Below are 17075 nucleotides of genomic sequence, written 5' to 3' on the forward strand. Positions count from 1 at the left end.
CCGGACCTCCCCAGGTTTTGGCACACGCAGATATGCCCCGGAGCGCTTCTTACTGCCAATGTTCTAATGGGCATTCCAAGTGAGATTAGTTCGCCCTGACTTTGGCGGCTTCCACTGACCGGCACCGGCAGACGGTTACATCGGGGAGCACTCCTGAGGGAAGTCCAAGAGTTGGAGGTTGATGCTGTCATCTTTGTGCAGCATTCTTCTTTCGCCGATACCGTGAAGTACAACCCATACGATGGACCCGTCTGGCATGCAGTCGTCGACAGTGCCACAGCCTATGTCTGTTCCCTCCTGCAAGACTCTAACGACTTGACCGACCGGGAGATGTTTCCAGGAGACGCGCCGTTTCCTGGGCATCAGAGCTTCCGCCGTATGGCAGGGAAAAAGTTCGTTTCCAACTGCGTTCCTAGTCGGTTGTTGGTTATTCCCAAATGCAATGTTGTCTAGTTGGTTCAGGACAACCGCAGTGAGACTTTTGGGGAGAGCGCTGTGCCGTGCCCCGGACGGGCCGGGGCACGGCACGGCATGTTTCGCTGGTCACTCAGGGGTTACGTAGGCCCCTGCGATACCGCCATCGACTAGGAAGGTGGAGGCTGTGATGAATGAGGAGTCGTCGCTGGCGAGGAATGCTACGGCGGCGGCGAGCTCTTCAGGTTCTGCAAAGCGGCCCAGCGGGACGTGGATGAGGCGGCGTGCGGCCTTCTCGGGGTCCTTGGCGAACAGTTCCTTCAGCAGCGGTGTGTTGACCGGTCCTGGGCAAAGGGCGTTGACGCGGATGCCCTGGCGGGCGAATTCGACACCGAGTTCGCGGCTCATGGCCAATACTCCGCCCTTTGATGCGCTGTAGGAGATCTGCGAGGTTGCAGCACCCATGACGGCGACGAAGGAGGCGGTGTTGATGATGGAGCCCTTACCCTGGGCCTGCATGTAGGGAAGAGCGTACTTGCAGCAGTAGAAGACAGAGGTCAGGTTGACTTCCTGGACCTTGCGCCAGGCGTCGATACCTGTGTCGAGGATCGAAGCGTCGTCGGCCGGGGAAATTCCGGCGTTGTTGAAGGTGATGTCAACGCTTCCGTAGGTTTCGTTGGTCACGGCGTAGAGGTTTTTCACTTCTTCTTCGCTGGTGACGTCTACCTTCACGTAGAGACCGCCGACTTCATCGGCTGCCCGCTGCCCTGCGGTTGGGTCCATGTCGGCGATGACTACGTTTGCCCCTTCGGCTGCGAAGCGGCGGGCGGTTGCCAGTCCGATACCGCTTGCGCCGCCAGTGATGACAGCGCTGCGGCCCTTGAGACGGCTGGAGGTTACTTCAATCATTTTTTGACTTTCCTTAATTGGTGGTGACGTTACGGGTTGGTGGAGATGAAGACGTTTTTTGTTTCCGTGAAGGCATCGAGAGCATCGGGCCCGAGTTCACGTCCCAGACCTGACTGCTTGAAGCCTCCGAAGGGTGTGGAGTACCTGACGGATGAATGCGAGTTCACGGAAAGGTTTCCGGATTCGAGGCCACGGGCCATCCTCAGTGCCTGCCCGACGTCCCGGGTCCAAATGGATCCTGAGAGCCCGTAGATGGAGTCGTTGGCCAGGCGGAGCGCGTCCGCTTCGTCCTTGAAAGGGACGACAGCTACAACGGGTCCGAAAATTTCCTCGTGCATCACACGGTCTTCGCGTGAGGGCGTCAAGACAGTGGGTGGGAACCAGAAGCCCTTGCCGTCCGGTGCGGACCCCTGGAAGGCGATGGAGGTGCCGTCAGGGACAAAGCTGGATACTGTGCGGTGCTGGGCAGCCGAAATCAGCGGTCCCATGAAGGATTCCTCGTTGCTGGGGTCCCCGACCTTCAGGGCCTTGACTACGGGTTCCAGGAGTCCGAGGAACTTTTCATAAACACTTGCTTGGACCAGGATTCTGGAGCGGGAGCAGCAGTCCTGCCCTGCATTGTCAAAAGCGCCCCCTGGAGCCGCTGATGCAGCGGCTTCAAGGTCGGAATCGGCGAAAATGATGTTGGCGCTCTTGCCACCCAGTTCCAGGGTGACCGGCTTGAGCTGGTCAGCGCAGCCGGCCATGATCCGCTTTCCGACGCCGGTTGAGCCGGTGAAGACGACTTTACGGACGGCAGGATGGGTAACGAAACGTTCCCCGACAATTGAACCCTTGCCCGGAATAATTTGCAGGACCCCTTCGGGCAGCCCTGCTGCCTGTGCAAGCTGCCCGAGGCGGATGGCGGTCAGTGGCGTCAGTTCGGCCGGTTTCAGGACGACCGTGTTGCCTGCAGCCAGCGCGGGCGCGAAGCCCCAAGCTGCGATGGGCATGGGGAAGTTCCAAGGCACGATGACCCCAACAACTCCCAGGGGTTCGTGGAATGTCACGTTCACCCCGCCAGCTACTGGAATCTGCTGACCAAGGTGCCGTTCGGGTGCTGCGGAGTAGTAGGTCAGGACGTCGCGGACGTTGCCGGCTTCCCAGCGGGCATTGCCGATGGTGTGGCCTGCGTTCAGGACCTCCAGCTGAGCGAGGTTTTCCAGATCTGCATCTACTGCGGCGGCGAACCGGCGCAGCAGGAGTGCCCTGTCTGCAGGGGCGACGTGACGCCACGTTTCAAAGGCTGCAGCCGCTTTTTCGATAGCCCTGTCTGTGTCCTCCAGCGAGGCAAGGGATACAGTCTCAATGACATCTTCGGTGGCTGGGTTTAGTACGTCAAACGTGCTGGTGGACATTGACCGGACTCTCCGTTCGTTCTTTGCGGTAGTTGAGTGCTGCTTCGACGAATCCGTTGAATAGCCGAAGGTCGTCTGGATTTTGTTCGGGGTGGAACTGTACGCCCAGAACCCATCCCCCAGATGTGGTTTCCAGGGCTTCGACGGTGCCGTCAGCTGCTGCTGCGGTGACGTACAGTCCGTCGGCAATACTGTCCATCGCCTGGTGGTGGTAGCAGGGTGCGCTGGCGCGGGGACCGAGCAGATCCGCGGAGATGCTCCCCGGTGCTGTGGTAAATTCAACGTTCCCAAAAACGCCTGGTGCCGGCTGGTACTGGGCTTCGGGATTCACATCGGGGATGTGCTGGATGAGCGAACCGCCCAGCGCCACGTTGAGGATTTGAGCTCCCCTGCAAATGGAAAAGAGCGGAAGTTCTGCAGCCAGTGCTGCACGGGTCAAAGCGATGTCGTGAAGGTCCCGATGAGGCTGGGGTCGGGTAAGTTCGTGCGCTTCTGCCCCATAGTTCTCCGGCCCTACGTCACTTCCCCCGGAGATGATGAGTCCATCAAGCAGCTCGACAACTGTAGGGTCCGTTCCCACGGGCGGGAGAAGGATGGGCGTGCCGCCTGCCGCCACAACGGCTTGAACATATGTTCCCGGGAGTACGGCGGCATCCTGTGTCCAGACACCCCAGGAAGCTTCCTGGTAATAGGTGGTCAGGCCGATGCGGGGACGGTACATGTTAGAGGCGTTCGAAGACACGCTTACGCTCCCAATCTGTGATGGCGCTATCGAAAGCCTTGATCTCGATGTCGGCGGCGTGCGCGTAGTGCTTCACCACTTCGTCACCGAAGGCCTTGCGGGCGATCTCGCTGTTGATCAGCAGTGCGCGGGCGTCACGCAGTGTGGTCGGGATGCGGTCTGCATCCGACTGGTAGGCGCTGCCGGTGGTGATGGGTTCCAGGGGGAGTTTGTTTTCAATACCGTGGATGGCACCGGCAATGAGGGCAGCGGCGGCCAGGTAGGGGTTGACGTCTCCGCCTCCGACCCGGTTTTCAACCCTCAGGCTTGCTCCACGGCCGACGACGCGCAGGGCACAGCTGCGGTTGTCCATGCCCCATGCGATGGCCGTAGGTGCGAAGCTGCCCTCAACGAACCGTTTGTAGGAGTTGATGTTCGGTGCCAGGAAGTAGGACAGTTCCTGCATGACGGCCAGCTGCCCGGCAATATACTGCTCCATGACTGGGCTGAAGCCATGCTGACCATCGCCCGGCAACACAGGGTTGCCGTCCAGATCTGTCAGGCTGAAGTGGATGTGGCACGAGCTGCCTTCACGTTCGTTGAACTTGGCCATGAACGTGATGCTTTTTCCATGCTGGGCTGCAATCTCTTTGGCGCCATTTTTGTAAAAGGCGTGGTTGTCGCAGTTGGTAAGTGCATCTGCGTACCGGAAAGTAATTTCATTCTGACCCAGGTTGCATTCGCCTTTGGACGACTCCACAATGAGGCCGGCCTTTTCCATGCCTGTTCGGATGTTGCGGATCACCGGTTCCAGCCGGGCCGTGGCCAGAAGCGAGTAGTCAACGTTGTAGCGGCTTGAGGCGGTCAGGCCTTCGTACTTCTTGTCCCAGGCTTCCTCGTAGGTGTCATCGAACATGATGAACTCGAGCTCTGTACCGATGTGGGCACGGTAGCCCAGGGCTTCCAGCCTTTCCACCTGCGCACGGAGAATCTGGCGCGGTGACTGGCTCACCGGGCGGCCATCGAGCCACAGAACGTCGCACAAGACCATCGCCGTACCCTCCAGCCACGGCACCAGGCGCAAGGTGTCCATGTCCGGACGCATAACCATGTCACCGTAGCCGTTTTCCCAGGAGGACATGGCATAGCCGTCCATGGTCGTCATCTCCACGTCCACCGTAAGAAGGTAGTTGCACCCTTCAGCGCCGTGACCGAGCACGTCTTCAAGGAAAGACCTGGCCCCACAGCGCTTTCCCTGGAGGCGGCCCTGGGAGTCAGTGATGGCAACAACTACGGTGTCGATTTCGCCTGAGGCTACCTTTTCCCTCAGTTGCTCAACGCTCAGCTGAGCGTTGGAGGGGTTTCCTGCGTTAGGGTGTGTCATTTTATTTCCGTAACTTCGATCTCGGTCTTTAGGGGTGGATTTTGGTGCGGGCTGTCAACCCGCACGGATTGGCTTCAGCTTTTAAGTTCTGCCTCGGCCGCGGCCAGTTGGGCGAATTCCTCTTCGGGTGCTCCTGCGACAATCCGGTGCCTGCTGTAGAACCAGTAGTAGAGGAGGGCGGCACCGAAAACTGCCGCCGTGATGGATGCGGCGAGGACATCGACAACGAAGGTGGCGACGACAGCCACAGCAGCAAGGACCAGCGCGATTGAGGTGGTGACCACACCGCCGGGAGTCCGGTAGCCGCGGGGGAGGTCCGGTTCTTTCCTTCGCAGCACGATGTGGGAGAGATTCAGCAGGACATAGGAAACGGTGGCGCCGAACACGGCGATGTTGATGAGCAGACCACCGTTGCCTGTGGTGGCAGCCAGGATGAAGCCTATGGTACCTGGCACGATGAGCGCCCAGTAGGGTGTGCGTCGTTTGCCGGTTAGCGACAGCCACTTGGGGAGGTATCCGGCGCGGGACAAAGCAAAGAGTTGCCGTGAGTAGGCGTAAATGATGGAAAAGAAGCTGGCGACGAGCCCTGCCAGACCTGCGTAGTTAACGAAGTCGGCAAGAACTGTGTTGCCGCCGTAAGCCAGACGGAGTGCTTCCGGCAGGGGGTTGTCGGATTCGCTCATAGCCGACGCGCCGGCCGCGCCGGGAACAAGAATAAGCATCAGTGAACCAAAAACGACCAGGATGAGCACAGCGACGATGATGCCCCGGGGCATGTCTTTTTTGGGATTGGCGGTTTCTTCAGCTGCCAGGGGCACGCCTTCGACGGCGAGAAAGAACCAGATGGCGTACACGAAAGCTGCGAGGACTCCGCTGATGCCCATGGGAAGGAAAGCGCTCGAGGCCGGCGAACCGTCGGGAACGATGTCAAAAAGATTTGCCGGGTTGAAATGCGGGATCAGACCAATGACGACAGCGGCCAGGGCTACGACCGCGACCGCAGTGATCGCGAAAATCATCTTCAATGCCTCGCCGACACCGCGTAGGTGGATCCCGATAAACACGGCATAGGTGGCGAGGTAGACCGGCCAGGAGTTCGTGAGCCCGAACAGCCCCAGCGCCTCTATATATCCCCCAATGAAAATTGCGATGGCTGCTGGCGCCACGGCGTACTCGATCAGCACCGCCATTCCGGTGGCGAACCCGCCAAGCGGACCCAGAGCCCTCCGCGCGAAACCGTAACCGGCACCAGCGGCCGGCAGTGTGGATGAAAGTTCCGCCAACCCGAACACCATGCAGGTGTACATGATGCCAATGAGCACAAACGCGATGAGGAGTCCGCCCCAGCCGCCTTGGGCCAAACCCAGGTTCCAACCAGCGAAATCTCCAGAAATAACGTACGCAACACCCAGCCCTGCCAGCAGCACCCATCCTGCGGCCCCGCGCTTCAATTGGCGGTGCTCAAGATAGCCGGTGTCGTCTTTGACAGGCTTGTTCGAATGCGAAGGTGTCATACTGTTTGCCTTCTTCCAAAAGAGGTAATGGTCTATTTACAGTCCATAAGTCTTCAAACAGTGTGGGTCAGGTCACGCTGGGCGTCAAGCCGCGGGGCCAACTTCTCGTAATTTTTAGTTAAAGCCGCTTCATGTCCTCCGCTTGACTGCCCATTTGGGGTGCATCCATAGGTATTTTTCTATACCGGAATATGATTGACCTATGGAAGACGCCCCGTTCGAGACACCAGCCCGGTTCCTTCGCCCTGTCAGAAATGGGAACGCTTTCGAAGAAACAATCGAGAGACTGCTTCAAAACATCAAGCTGGGACTGTTCAGCGCCGGAGCCAAGTTGCCGGCGGAGCGTGAGCTTGCTGAGTTGCTGGGCGTATCACGGGCCACCTTGCGTGATGCGTTGGCGGAGTTGCAAAAGGCGGGTTACGTGGAGGTTCAGCGCGGCCGCTACGGCGGCACCTACGTTGCCAAGCGCCGATTCGTAGATCCTGTGCGGCCCGCGGACTTAGATCCGGATGAGGTCGAGGATGCACTCACATTTCGAAGCGTTTTGGAGCCGGCGGCTGCATCGTTGGCCGCCAGGGCGCGGCTTTCTCCAGCTCAACGCAGACATTTACTGGACACTTTGGCCGAGGTAGCAGCAGCACCCTCGGACCTGTACCGGCCCAAGGACGCCAGATTCCACGTCGCGATTGCAGAAGTAACGGGTTCACCAAGCCTGGCTGCAGCAGTGGCAGATGTCCGGGCCCGAGTCAGCGATCTATTGGATCGCATTCCCTTTTTGGAGCCCAACCTGGAGCACTCCAACCAGCAGCATCAAGCGATCGTTGACGCTATCCTGCGCGGAGACCACGAGACGGCTTTCAAAGCCACTCAGGACCACTTGGAAGGAACCGCTTCGCTGCTGAACGGATTCCTCGGCTCCCCTGGCGCGCCAGCCCCAGCGCCGTCCGATTCCCTCGCAAACCCGGCAATCGTCCAGGTATTCAACTGACCTCTGGCACATCGGGTCTCTTTTCTGGAGCGCTTGAGACAGCCCTTGGCCTAGTCAGCGGTATCCAAGAATTTCTTGAAAAGAGTTCAGCCGGTTGCAAAGTGATCCCATGCACGCTAACGTTGTGGCCCGTATCACCTACATGTGAAACTGCTTATGATCTGCGGCGGGAGAGTCCTGCCGGTACGTTCCAGTCAGGCGCCGTAGGAGCAACTCCTCCCCAGGAATCTCTCAGGCCCACGTACCGCCGCGGTTAGGCAACTCTGAAAAGCAGCCAAATCTCTGGCTCACCGACGGTGCAAGCGGCGCCTGCTAAAAGCAGGTCCTGCGGAAACTCTCAGGTCCAATACAGAGCGGGGAGGAACCCGACTCAAAGTGGCTTTCCAGCCACCTGATCTTTGGAGTTCCTCATGACCATTCAGTCATCCGTTCCTGCATTCGTTGACCGGCACATCGGCACACGCAACTCCTCCGACGTTGACACCATGCTCAAATACGTCGGTTACGACAGCGTTGATGGGCTGGTTGATTCCGCCGTCCCACAGTCGATCCGCCGGGAGACCCCCCTTCAGCTCAAGGAGGCGTTGAGCGAATCGGAGGTACTCGCGGAGCTCCGCCGACTGGCGAACAAAAACAAGACTGCAGTGCAGATGATCGGTCAGGGCTACTACAGCGCCTTCACGCCGCCAGTGATCCGCCGCAACATCCTCGAAGGCCCTGCCTGGTACACCGCCTACACCCCGTACCAGCCCGAAATTTCCCAGGGCCGCCTCGAAGCGCTGCTGAACTTCCAGACCATGATCCAGGATCTGGTGGGCCTGCCCATCGCCAACGCATCACTTTTGGACGAAGCCACCGCTGTCGCTGAAGCTGTGCTTCTGATGCGCCGGGCCAACAAGACCAAGGACGCCCTTGAGGGCAAGACGGTGCTGGATGCAGACTGCCTGCCACAGACCATTGCTATCGTAAAGGGCCGCGCCGAGGCCCTCGGCTTCGAAGTTGAGGTCGCGGACCTCTCCAAGGGATTGCCCGACGGTGCAATCAACGGTGTAGTACTCCAGCAGCCTGGCGTTTCCGGCCGGGTTTTTGACCACAGCTCAGTGATAGCCGCCGCAAAGGAACGCGGCGCCCTGGTGACCGTCGCCGCCGATCTGCTCGCCCTTACCCTCATCACTCCTCCCGGCGAGCAGGGTGCGGACATCGCCGTCGGCTCCGCTCAGCGTTTCGGCGTGCCCTTGTTCTTCGGCGGCCCGCATGCTGCTTATATGGCAGTCCAAAAAGGCCTGGAGCGTTCCATGCCCGGCCGCCTGGTCGGCGTCTCCAAGGACAACGCCGGCGTTCCCGCCTACCGATTGGCGCTTCAGACGCGGGAGCAGCACATCCGCAGAGAAAAGGCTACGTCCAACATCTGCACGGCCCAGGCGTTGCTGGCTGTCGTGGCTTCGATGTACGCCGTGTACCACGGCCCCGACGGCCTGAAGGCGATCGCCGAAAACGTCCACACCAACGCCCGCGCCCTCGCCGCTACCCTGAAGCGAGCCGGCCGTGAACTGGTGTCCGAGACCTTCTTCGATACCCTGACCGTCCGCGTACCGGCCAACGCCGCCAAGGTGATCACCGCCGCCGAAGCGCGCGGCATCAACCTGCGCTTCATCGATGCCGACACCGTTGGCGTATCGGTTGATGAAACCACAACCCCGGAGATCCTCTCCGCGGTGGCCGTCGCCTTTGGCGCCGGCCCCGTCGTGAACGCTGCCGGTTTCGAACTCCCTGATTCGGTGCGGCGCACCACCAGCTACCTGCAGCACCCGGTGTTCAACACCCACCGCTCAGAGACCCAGCTGCTGCGTTACATCCGCAAGCTCAGCGACCGGGACCTTGCACTGGACCGCACCATGATCCCGCTGGGTTCCTGCACCATGAAGCTGAACGCCACGGCCGAGATGGAAGCCATCTCCTGGCCCGAATTCGCCTCCATCCACCCCTTCGCACCGGACTCCCAGACCGAAGGCTGGCGCGAACTCATCGCCGGCCTGGAAGCGGACCTCGCCGAAATCACCGGCTACGACCAGGTCTCCATCCAGCCCAACGCCGGATCCCAGGGCGAACTCGCCGGCTTGCTGGCCATCCGCGGCTACCACCACTCCCGCGGCGAGGCGCAGCGCAACGTCTGCCTCATTCCCGCTTCGGCACACGGCACCAACGCAGCGTCCGCAGTCCTGGCCGGCATGAAGGTGGTGGTGGTAGCCACCGCCGCCGACGGCACCATCGACCACGCCGACCTGTACGCCAAGATCGAGGCCAACAAAGACTCCCTGTCCTGCATCATGATCACCTACCCGTCCACGCACGGCGTGTACGACGCCGACGTCCGGGAGGTTTGCGACGCCATCCACGCCGCCGGCGGCCAGGTCTACATCGACGGCGCGAACCTCAACGCCCTCGTTGGCCTGGCACAGCCGGGCAAGTTCGGCGGCGACGTCTCCCACCTGAACCTGCACAAGACCTTCTGCATCCCCCACGGCGGCGGCGGACCCGGCGTTGGACCGGTCGCTGCCAAAGCGCACCTGGCACCGTTCATGCCCAGCGACGCCAACAAGTCAGCCCACGAAGCCGGCCACGGCGTCGCCATCTCCGCTTCCCGCTTCGGCTCCGCCGGAGTCCTGCCGATCTCCTGGGCGTACGTAAAGCTCATGGGCGGCCAGGGCCTGACCGAGGCCACCAAGTCCGCACTCCTGGCTGCTAACTACGTTGCCGCCCGGCTCGACGAGCATTTCCCGGTCCTGTACACCGGCGAAACCGGACTGGTGGCGCACGAGTGCATCCTTGACCTCCGCGAGCTGACGGCGCGTACGGGTGTCACGGCAGAAGATGTGGCAAAGCGTCTAATCGACTTCGGCTTCCACGCCCCCACGCTGTCCTTCCCGGTGGCCGGCACACTCATGGTAGAACCCACCGAGTCAGAGGACCTCGCCGAGATCGACCGCTTCATCGAAGCCATGATCCTCATCCGCGCCGAAATCGACCAGGTTGCCAACAGCGACTTCCCTGTGGAAAAGTCCCCACTGCGCAACGCCCCGCACACGGCCGCTGCCGTCGTTTCCACTGACTGGGACCGTGCCTACCCCCGAGAGCAGGCCGCCTTCCCCGTGCACTCCCTTCAGCAGGACAAGTACTTCCCGCCCGTCGGACGCATCGAAGGTGCTGCCGGAGACCGAAACCTCGTCTGCTCCTGCCCACCGCTTGAAGCATTCGAACAGTAAGGAAATTTACAATGACTGAGAAGTACACCGCGCTGTACGAGCAGCACAAAATTGCCGGCGCCTCCTTCACCGACTTCGGCGGCTGGCAGATGCCCCTGAAATACAGCTCTGAGTTGGCGGAGCACCACGCGGTGCGTAACGCCGCCGGCCTGTTCGACCTCTCCCACATGGGAGAAGTCTGGGTCACCGGACCGGACGCCGCGGCCTTCCTCGATTACGCCCTGGCCGGCAAGCTGTCCGCAGTAGCCGTAGGCAGGGCCAAGTACTCACTGATCTGCCAGAAGGACGGCGGCATCATTGATGACCTGATTTCCTACCGCCGCGCAGAGCAGACTTACCTCGTGGTCCCGAACGCAGGAAACGCCGGGGTTGTCGTTTCAGAATTGGCTCAGCGCGCAGCTGACTTCAACGTCACGGTCGAGGACGTGTCCACGGTCACGTCACTGATAGCCGTGCAGGGGCCCAACGCCGAAGCGATCCTGCTGTCCCTGGTCCCTGCCCGGCAGCACCCGCTGGTGACTGAGCTGAAGTACTACGCAGCTGTCGAGGTGGAAATTAACGGGCACGACCTGCTGCTGGCCCGGACCGGGTACACCGGCGAGGACGGCTTCGAAATTTACGTTCCCAATGAGGACGCCCCCGCCTTGTGGGAGGCGTTGCTGGAGAATGGCGCCGGACAGGGGCTCATCCCGGCCGGCCTGGCCTGCCGCGACTCACTGCGCCTGGAAGCTGGGATGCCGCTGTACGGCAACGAGCTCTCCCGCGACGGCAACCCATACGCCGCAGGCCTGGGGCCGGTAGTCTCCCTCGCGAAGGAATCGGACTTCGTTGGCAAAGCAGTGCTGGGAGAACTCAAGGCCCTGGGCGCAGGGTCCACCGCCGGCCGCAAGCTTGTGGGCCTCAAGGGTCTGGGACGCAGGGCTGGCCGCAGCCACTACCCGGTCCTCAAGGACGGCACCGTCGTCGGTGAGGTAACTTCCGGGCAGCCAAGTCCCACCTTGGGCTACCCGATCGCCATGGCCTACGTCGATGTCGAACACTCAGAACCTGGCACCAGGTTGGATATCGACCTTCGCGGCAAGGCAGAGCCCTTCGAAGTCGTGGCACTGCCGTTTTATAAGCGCGACAAGTAGCCCGGCTCCCCGCCGACACATCTCATAACGTAGAAAAGGAAAATATCGATGAGCAAAGTTGTTGCTGAACTGAAGTACTCCGCTGAGCACGAATGGGTTGCTGCTGACGGATCCGGCCCGGTCGGGATCGGCATCTCTGCCGTCGCGGCTGATGCCTTGGGCGACATTGTGTATGTGGACCTGCCCGAGGTCGGCTCGACGGTAACGGCAGGGGAGACCTGCGGCGAGGTCGAATCCACCAAGTCCGTCTCGGACCTTTACGCCCCGGTCACCGGTGAGGTCACCGAGGTCAACGACGGCGTGGTCTCCGATCCTGCCCTGATCAACAGCGACCCCTATGGCGCCGGCTGGCTCTTTAAGGTAGCGGTCACCGAAGAGGGCCCGCTGATGTCCGCTGAGGAATATGCAACCGCCAACGGTGGCGAGCTGTGAGCGGGGCGGGCATGACGACAACATCAGCGTTGGAGCAGGTGGTTGCGCCGTCCCTGGACACGAACCTGTCCGTTCTGGATCCTGAAGTCGCTGCGAAGATCGATGACGAACTCGCCCGCCAGCGCGAGGGTCTTGAAATGATCGCGTCCGAGAACCACACAGCCGTTGCAGTCATGCAGGCCCAGGGATCTGTGCTTACCAACAAGTACGCCGAGGGTTACCCGGGCAAGCGCTACTACGGCGGCTGCGAGCACGTGGACGTTATCGAACAGTTGGCGATTGACCGTCTGAAGGCCCTGTTCGGTGCGGAGTTCGCCAACGTCCAGCCGCATTCCGGCGCGCAGGCCAACGCGTCCGTGATGCATGCGCTGATCAAGCCCGGCGACACCATCATGGGCTTGAACCTGGCCCACGGCGGCCACCTCACCCATGGGATGAAGATCAACTTCTCCGGCAAGCTCTACAACGTGGTGCCGTACGGCGTGCGCGAGGACACGCACACCGTGGACATGACCGAGGTGGAACGGCTGGCACAGGAAACCAAGCCTGCGCTGATAGTGGCCGGCTGGTCCGCCTACGCACGCCAGCTGGACTTCGCCGAGTTCCGCCGGATCGCCGATTCGGTAGGCGCTTTCCTCATGGTGGACATGGCGCACTTCGCCGGGCTCGTGGCCGCCGGGCTGCACCCGTCGCCGGTGCCGCACGCGCACGTCACCACGTCCACCACGCACAAGACCCTCGCCGGTCCGCGCGGCGGCATCATCCTGACCAACGACGCCGACATCGCCAAGAAGATCAATTCGGCTGTGTTTCCCGGCCAGCAGGGCGGCCCGCTGGAGCACGTCATTGCAGGCAAGGCCGTGGCGTTCAAGATCGCGGCCTCCGCCGAGTTCAAGGAGCGCCAGGAGCGCGTCCTCGCGGGCGCCCGGATCCTGGCCGAACGGCTGGTCCAGCCCGACGTCACCGTCAAGGGCATCAGCGTGATCTCGGGCGGCACCGACGTGCACCTGGTCCTCGTTGACCTGCGCAACTGCGAGCTCGACGGGCAGCAGGCCGAGGACCGGCTCGCGGCTATTGACATTACGGTCAACCGCAACGCCGTCCCGTTCGACCCCCGCCCGCCGATGGTCACCTCCGGCCTGCGCATCGGCACGCCCGCCCTGGCCACCCGGGGCTTCAGCGAAGAAGCGTTCACGGAGGTCGCGGACATCATCGCCGAAGCATTGACCGCCGACGCCAATGCGGACCTTTCGAAGCTCCGTCACCGTGTGCAGGCGCTTGCCGCTGCGCACCCGCTCTACCCGGCCCTGACTGCGGTTGGCACTGACGCCAGGTAGCCGGGGGGAGGCTGCACCCAGCCTCCAACCAGGGGCCGGTGTCGTTTGCGATAGGCGACACCGGCCCCGCTCTTTTGCTGGACCAATGTTGTTCCCAGAAGGAAGTCCTGTCATGGCTGTTGGTGTTTTTGATCTTTTTTCCATTGGAATAGGGCCCTCGAGCTCTCACACAGTGGGGCCCATGCGCGCTGCCGCAGTATTCGTGGAGGAGCTCAAGGCCTCCGGGCTGCTGGCCGGGGTGGCGTCATTGCGGGTTGACTTGTACGGGTCGCTCGCAGCGACAGGTCACGGACACGGCACCATGACGGCCATCCTGCTGGGCCTAGAGGGATTCCACCCGGAGTTGATCCTGCCCGAGGAAGTGGAGTCACGGCTGGCCGCGATTGCCGAAAGCGGGATGCTGCAGCTGGCCGGCGCCGTGCCGCTGCGCTATGGGGTGAAGGACATCGTGCTGCGGCCGCTGACCATCCTCCCACGGCACACCAACGGCATGACCTTTACGGTTTTCGACCCGGACGGAGAGGCCCTGCACAAAGCCACGTTCTTTTCCGTGGGCGGCGGATTCATCGTCCGTGAGGGGGAGGAGGACGCCGCCCAGGAGGAACTCGAGGAATCCAAAAAGTCGCTGCCGCTGCCGTTCCGGACCGCGGCAGAACTGCTGGAGCATTGCCGCACCACCGGGCTGAGCATCAGCGAGGTGATGCGGGTTAACGAGGAAGACTCCCGCACTCCGGAGGAAATCCGGGAAGGTCTGCTGCACATCTACTCGGTTATGGAGGACTGCGTGCAGGTGTCCCTTGGACGCGTAGGTTTGCTGCCGGGGGGCCTGAAGGTCCGCCGTCGTGCCCCGGATTGGCACGACCGGCTCCTGAAAGAGGACAAGGACCGGGCCCCGAAGTACTGGCAGGAATGGGTGAACCTGATCGCCCTGGCGGTTAACGAAGAGAACGCCTCTGGCGGCCGCGTGGTCACCGCCCCGACGAACGGGGCTGCCGGGATTATCCCGGCGGTGCTGTACTACGCCCTGCACTATGCGCCGGGCATGGAGAACGCCACCCAGGAGGACCGCGACGACGTCGTAATCAAGTTCATGCTCGCAGCGGGTGCTGTCGGTGTCTTATATAAGGAGCAGGCATCCATTTCCGGTGCGGAAGTTGGCTGCCAGGGCGAGGTGGGGTCGGCGTCGTCGATGGCCGCGGCAGGTTTGGCCGAGGTGATGGGCGGAACCGCCGCCCAAGTGGAAAACGCTGCCGAGATTGCGATGGAACATAACCTCGGGCTGACGTGTGACCCGATCGGTGGCCTGGTGCAGGTCCCCTGCATCGAGAGAAACGCGATCGCCGCGGCCAAGGCAATCAACGCCGCGAAGATGGCTCTTTGGGGCGACGGTACCCACCGCGTCTCACTCGACGAAGTGATCATCACTATGCGTGAGACCGGCAAGGACATGTCCAGCAAATACAAGGAAACGGCCATGGGCGGTCTCGCCGTCAACGTGGTCGAATGCTGAGGTAAACCACCATGGAACCAGAAGACTTTCGGGGAGTCTCCGAAGACGACCGAAACAGGAAGACCAAGAGCTTCAGGGCAGATGTCGAGGCCTGGGTAATCGGCTTCATAAGCCTTGTAGCGCTTCTCGCGCTCCTTCACGCATCCGTAGAGTACGCCGGCTGGTGACATCCAGTCCGCCCACTGCTCACTAGGGCAACACTTACTTATCAAGAGGAAAATCATGACATTGGCACCTGAAGGCCGGAAGCTTTTGCGCGTTGAACAACGCAACTCAGCTGTCCCTGTGGAGCGTAAGCCGGAATGGATCAAAGCTAAGGTCCAGATGGGCCCTGAGTTCGTCAGCCTGAAGAACCTGGTGAAGAAGGAAGGCTTGCACACGGTGTGCGAGGAGGCTGGCTGCCCCAACATCTTCGAGTGCTGGGAAGACAAGGAAGCCACCTTCCTCATCGGCGGTTCCGAATGCACCCGCCGTTGCGACTTCTGCCAGATCGATACCGGCAAGCCGTCCCCAGTCGATAGGTTCGAGCCCACTAAGGTTGCCCGCTCGGTCCAGTCCATGCAGCTGCGCTATGCCACTGTCACGGGTGTGGCACGCGACGACCTTGCCGACGAGGGCGTGTGGCTGTACGCCGAAACGGTCCGCAAGATCCACGAGCTGAATCCCGGGACCGGGGTGGAACTCCTGATCCCTGACTTCTCGGGCAAGCCCGAACATATCGCTGCGATCTGCGACTCAAAGCCTGAGGTGTTTGCGCATAACGTCGAGACGGTTCCCAGGATCTTTAAGCGGATCCGTCCTGCGTTCCGGTACGAGCGCTCCTTGGACGTGATCACTCAGGGCCGTGACCTGGGCATGGTCACCAAGTCCAACCTGATCCTGGGCATGGGTGAAACCCGTGAGGAGATTTCGGAGGCCCTGCGCGATCTGCATGAGGCGGGCTGTGACCTCATCACCATCACGCAGTACCTGCGTCCGTCCGAACGCCACTTGCCCGTGGATCGGTGGGTCAAGCCACAGGAATTTGTAGACCTCCAGAACGAGGCTACCGCGATCGGCTTCCTCGGCGTAATGTCCGGACCTCTGGTCCGTTCCTCCTACCGGGCCGGCCGACTCTGGGCCACCGCCATGCGGAAGAAGGGCTGGGACATCCCAGCCGAACTCGCCCACATTGAATCCTCAGGCACCACCCGCCAGGAAGCCAGCTCACTACTCGCCGCTTCCGCTTCATGACCTGATAGGAGGTCCGCCATGTTCCAACACCGCACAGAGATTGTCCCGAGCGGAAATATTCTGGACAACGTCAAGGGGTCCCTGCCGTCGGGCTCTGCCGTCGCCGTAACCTGCCTGCCCCACCATGGCATTGAGCGCACGATGCGCACCGCTCTCCATCTCGCAGACGAGGGCTACCAGGCAATTCCGCATCTGGCGGCACGAAGCGTGGAAAGTCGCGCCCAAGTCAGCAAAATCCTTCGATACTGTGAAACTGCCGGAATCGAAGACATCTTTGTTGTTGGCGGAGACGCCCAACATCCCGCCGGACCTTACGATTCAGCTTTGCCTCTCCTAAGAGACATCAGGGAGATGGCGGGCAGGACGATAAAGCTGGGTGTGGCCGGATACCCGGAGGGTCACCCATCTGTACGCCCACCACACCTCCTCGAAGCTCTCGTGGCCAAGCAGGAAATAGCTTCCTACGTCGTAACCCAAATGTGCTTCTCCGCCCCGAAAATACTCGACTTCATAACCATCATCAGACGCGAAGGTTTCGAACTGCCCGTGTGGGCGGGTGTAGCAGGAGCCGTCCCGCGAACGAAACTTGTCTCTCTGGCCTCCAAAATCGGCGTAGGAACATCCCTCAAGTTCCTCAGCCGCCAGGGACCACTTGCCCGCCGTCTCCTGATCGGTGACAGTTACTCGCCAGCCACCCTGATTTCCGACCTGACGCGACTTCCTGATGCTGTCACGGGCATCCACCTCTATAGCTTCAACAACCTGACCCCGGTTTCCACGCCCCCCGCAATGCTCCGAAGCACACCCAACTAGCAAGGAACCTCAAGTGAACAACGAATC

14 protein-coding genes and 1 riboswitch are annotated in these 17075 nt (G+C 61.3%); of the genes, 9 read left to right on the top strand and 5 right to left on the bottom strand.

Features of this window, described 5'->3' with window-relative positions; genetic code table 11:
- Positions 1-543: 543 nt before the first annotated feature.
- From AC0QR5_RS13505 to eat, 5 genes are all read right to left on the bottom strand, one after another.
- Positions 544-1323 carry a 3-oxoacyl-ACP reductase gene (locus tag AC0QR5_RS13505; RefSeq protein WP_329863845.1) on the bottom strand — a complete coding sequence of 260 codons (780 nt, stop codon included), beginning with the start codon at positions 1321-1323 and terminating at the stop codon, positions 544-546.
- Positions 1324-1352: 29 nt separating this feature from the next.
- Complete coding sequence (locus AC0QR5_RS13510; protein ID WP_329863847.1) at positions 1353-2720, bottom strand: aldehyde dehydrogenase family protein; 1368 nt, start codon at positions 2718-2720, stop codon at positions 1353-1355.
- On the bottom strand, positions 2701-3462 hold the full coding sequence (locus tag AC0QR5_RS13515) for a gamma-glutamyl-gamma-aminobutyrate hydrolase family protein (protein WP_329863849.1): 762 nt from the start codon (positions 3460-3462) through the stop codon (positions 2701-2703). The genes AC0QR5_RS13510 and AC0QR5_RS13515 overlap by 20 nt, the downstream gene beginning before the upstream one ends.
- Positions 3443-4825 (bottom strand): glutamine synthetase family protein, encoded by a 1383-nt coding sequence (locus AC0QR5_RS13520; RefSeq protein ID WP_329863851.1) that lies wholly within the window; start codon positions 4823-4825, stop codon positions 3443-3445. The genes AC0QR5_RS13515 and AC0QR5_RS13520 overlap by 20 nt, the downstream gene beginning before the upstream one ends.
- A 74-nt stretch (positions 4826-4899) precedes the next feature.
- Entirely contained in the window at positions 4900-6339 is a 1440-nt protein-coding gene (gene eat / locus AC0QR5_RS13525) for an ethanolamine permease (protein ID WP_329863853.1), read from the bottom strand.
- Between the two features lie 202 nt (positions 6340-6541).
- On the opposite strand from eat, the gene AC0QR5_RS13530 reads away from it, so the two are divergent.
- The 9 genes from AC0QR5_RS13530 (at position 6542) to AC0QR5_RS13570 (ending at position 17048) form a co-directional block, all read left to right on the top strand.
- On the top strand, positions 6542-7327 hold the full coding sequence (locus AC0QR5_RS13530; RefSeq protein WP_329863854.1) for a FadR/GntR family transcriptional regulator: 786 nt from the start codon (positions 6542-6544) through the stop codon (positions 7325-7327).
- Between the two features lie 157 nt (positions 7328-7484).
- Positions 7485-7584, top strand: a riboswitch (glycine riboswitch).
- Between the two features lie 153 nt (positions 7585-7737).
- Positions 7738-10590, top strand: coding sequence for an aminomethyl-transferring glycine dehydrogenase (gcvP, locus tag AC0QR5_RS13535; protein WP_329863856.1), 2853 nt, complete (start codon positions 7738-7740; stop codon positions 10588-10590).
- Between the two features lie 11 nt (positions 10591-10601).
- Entirely contained in the window at positions 10602-11723 is a 1122-nt protein-coding gene (gcvT, locus tag AC0QR5_RS13540; RefSeq protein WP_329863858.1) for a glycine cleavage system aminomethyltransferase GcvT, read from the top strand.
- Positions 11724-11771: 48 nt separating this feature from the next.
- Positions 11772-12155: a glycine cleavage system protein GcvH gene (gcvH, locus tag AC0QR5_RS13545; protein ID WP_329863860.1), complete on the top strand. Its 384-nt coding sequence runs from the start codon at positions 11772-11774 to the stop codon at positions 12153-12155.
- 11 nt (positions 12156-12166) lie between these two features.
- Positions 12167-13492 carry a serine hydroxymethyltransferase gene (glyA, locus tag AC0QR5_RS13550; protein WP_329863862.1) on the top strand — a complete coding sequence of 442 codons (1326 nt, stop codon included), beginning with the start codon at positions 12167-12169 and terminating at the stop codon, positions 13490-13492.
- A 112-nt stretch (positions 13493-13604) separates the two neighbouring features.
- Positions 13605-15002, top strand: coding sequence for an L-serine ammonia-lyase (locus AC0QR5_RS13555; protein WP_329863864.1), 1398 nt, complete (start codon positions 13605-13607; stop codon positions 15000-15002).
- 11 nt (positions 15003-15013) lie between these two features.
- The gene (locus AC0QR5_RS13560; RefSeq protein ID WP_329863866.1) at positions 15014-15169 is read left to right on the top strand and encodes a hypothetical protein; all 156 of its coding nucleotides are present in this window, start codon (positions 15014-15016) and stop codon (positions 15167-15169) included.
- A 55-nt stretch (positions 15170-15224) separates the two neighbouring features.
- Positions 15225-16235, top strand: coding sequence for a lipoyl synthase (lipA, locus tag AC0QR5_RS13565; RefSeq protein ID WP_329863868.1), 1011 nt, complete (start codon positions 15225-15227; stop codon positions 16233-16235).
- Positions 16236-16253: 18 nt separating this feature from the next.
- On the top strand, positions 16254-17048 hold the full coding sequence (locus AC0QR5_RS13570) for a methylenetetrahydrofolate reductase (protein ID WP_329863870.1): 795 nt from the start codon (positions 16254-16256) through the stop codon (positions 17046-17048).
- Positions 17049-17075 lie beyond the last annotated feature (27 nt).

It is taken from the genome of Arthrobacter sp. J156, assembly GCF_056172865.1.

What these genes read in the sequence shown, in the direction of transcription:
- gcvT (WP_329863858.1), top strand. Translation starts at nt 10,602, where the DNA reads ATGACTGAGAAGTACACCGCGCTGTACGAGCAGCACAAAATTGCCGGC.
- AC0QR5_RS13570 (WP_329863870.1), top strand. Translation starts at nt 16,254, where the DNA reads ATGTTCCAACACCGCACAGAGATTGTCCCGAGCGGAAATATTCTGGAC.
- AC0QR5_RS13560 (WP_329863866.1), top strand. Translation starts at nt 15,014, where the DNA reads ATGGAACCAGAAGACTTTCGGGGAGTCTCCGAAGACGACCGAAACAGG.
- gcvP (WP_329863856.1), top strand. Translation starts at nt 7,738, where the DNA reads ATGACCATTCAGTCATCCGTTCCTGCATTCGTTGACCGGCACATCGGC.
- AC0QR5_RS13505 (WP_329863845.1), bottom strand. Translation starts at nt 1,323, where the DNA reads ATGATTGAAGTAACCTCCAGCCGTCTCAAGGGCCGCAGCGCTGTCATC.
- glyA (WP_329863862.1), top strand. Translation starts at nt 12,167, where the DNA reads ATGACGACAACATCAGCGTTGGAGCAGGTGGTTGCGCCGTCCCTGGAC.
- AC0QR5_RS13510 (WP_329863847.1), bottom strand. Translation starts at nt 2,720, where the DNA reads ATGTCCACCAGCACGTTTGACGTACTAAACCCAGCCACCGAAGATGTC.
- AC0QR5_RS13530 (WP_329863854.1), top strand. Translation starts at nt 6,542, where the DNA reads ATGGAAGACGCCCCGTTCGAGACACCAGCCCGGTTCCTTCGCCCTGTC.
- AC0QR5_RS13555 (WP_329863864.1), top strand. Translation starts at nt 13,605, where the DNA reads ATGGCTGTTGGTGTTTTTGATCTTTTTTCCATTGGAATAGGGCCCTCG.
- eat (WP_329863853.1), bottom strand. Translation starts at nt 6,339, where the DNA reads ATGACACCTTCGCATTCGAACAAGCCTGTCAAAGACGACACCGGCTAT.
- lipA (WP_329863868.1), top strand. Translation starts at nt 15,225, where the DNA reads ATGACATTGGCACCTGAAGGCCGGAAGCTTTTGCGCGTTGAACAACGC.
- AC0QR5_RS13520 (WP_329863851.1), bottom strand. Translation starts at nt 4,825, where the DNA reads ATGACACACCCTAACGCAGGAAACCCCTCCAACGCTCAGCTGAGCGTT.
- gcvH (WP_329863860.1), top strand. Translation starts at nt 11,772, where the DNA reads ATGAGCAAAGTTGTTGCTGAACTGAAGTACTCCGCTGAGCACGAATGG.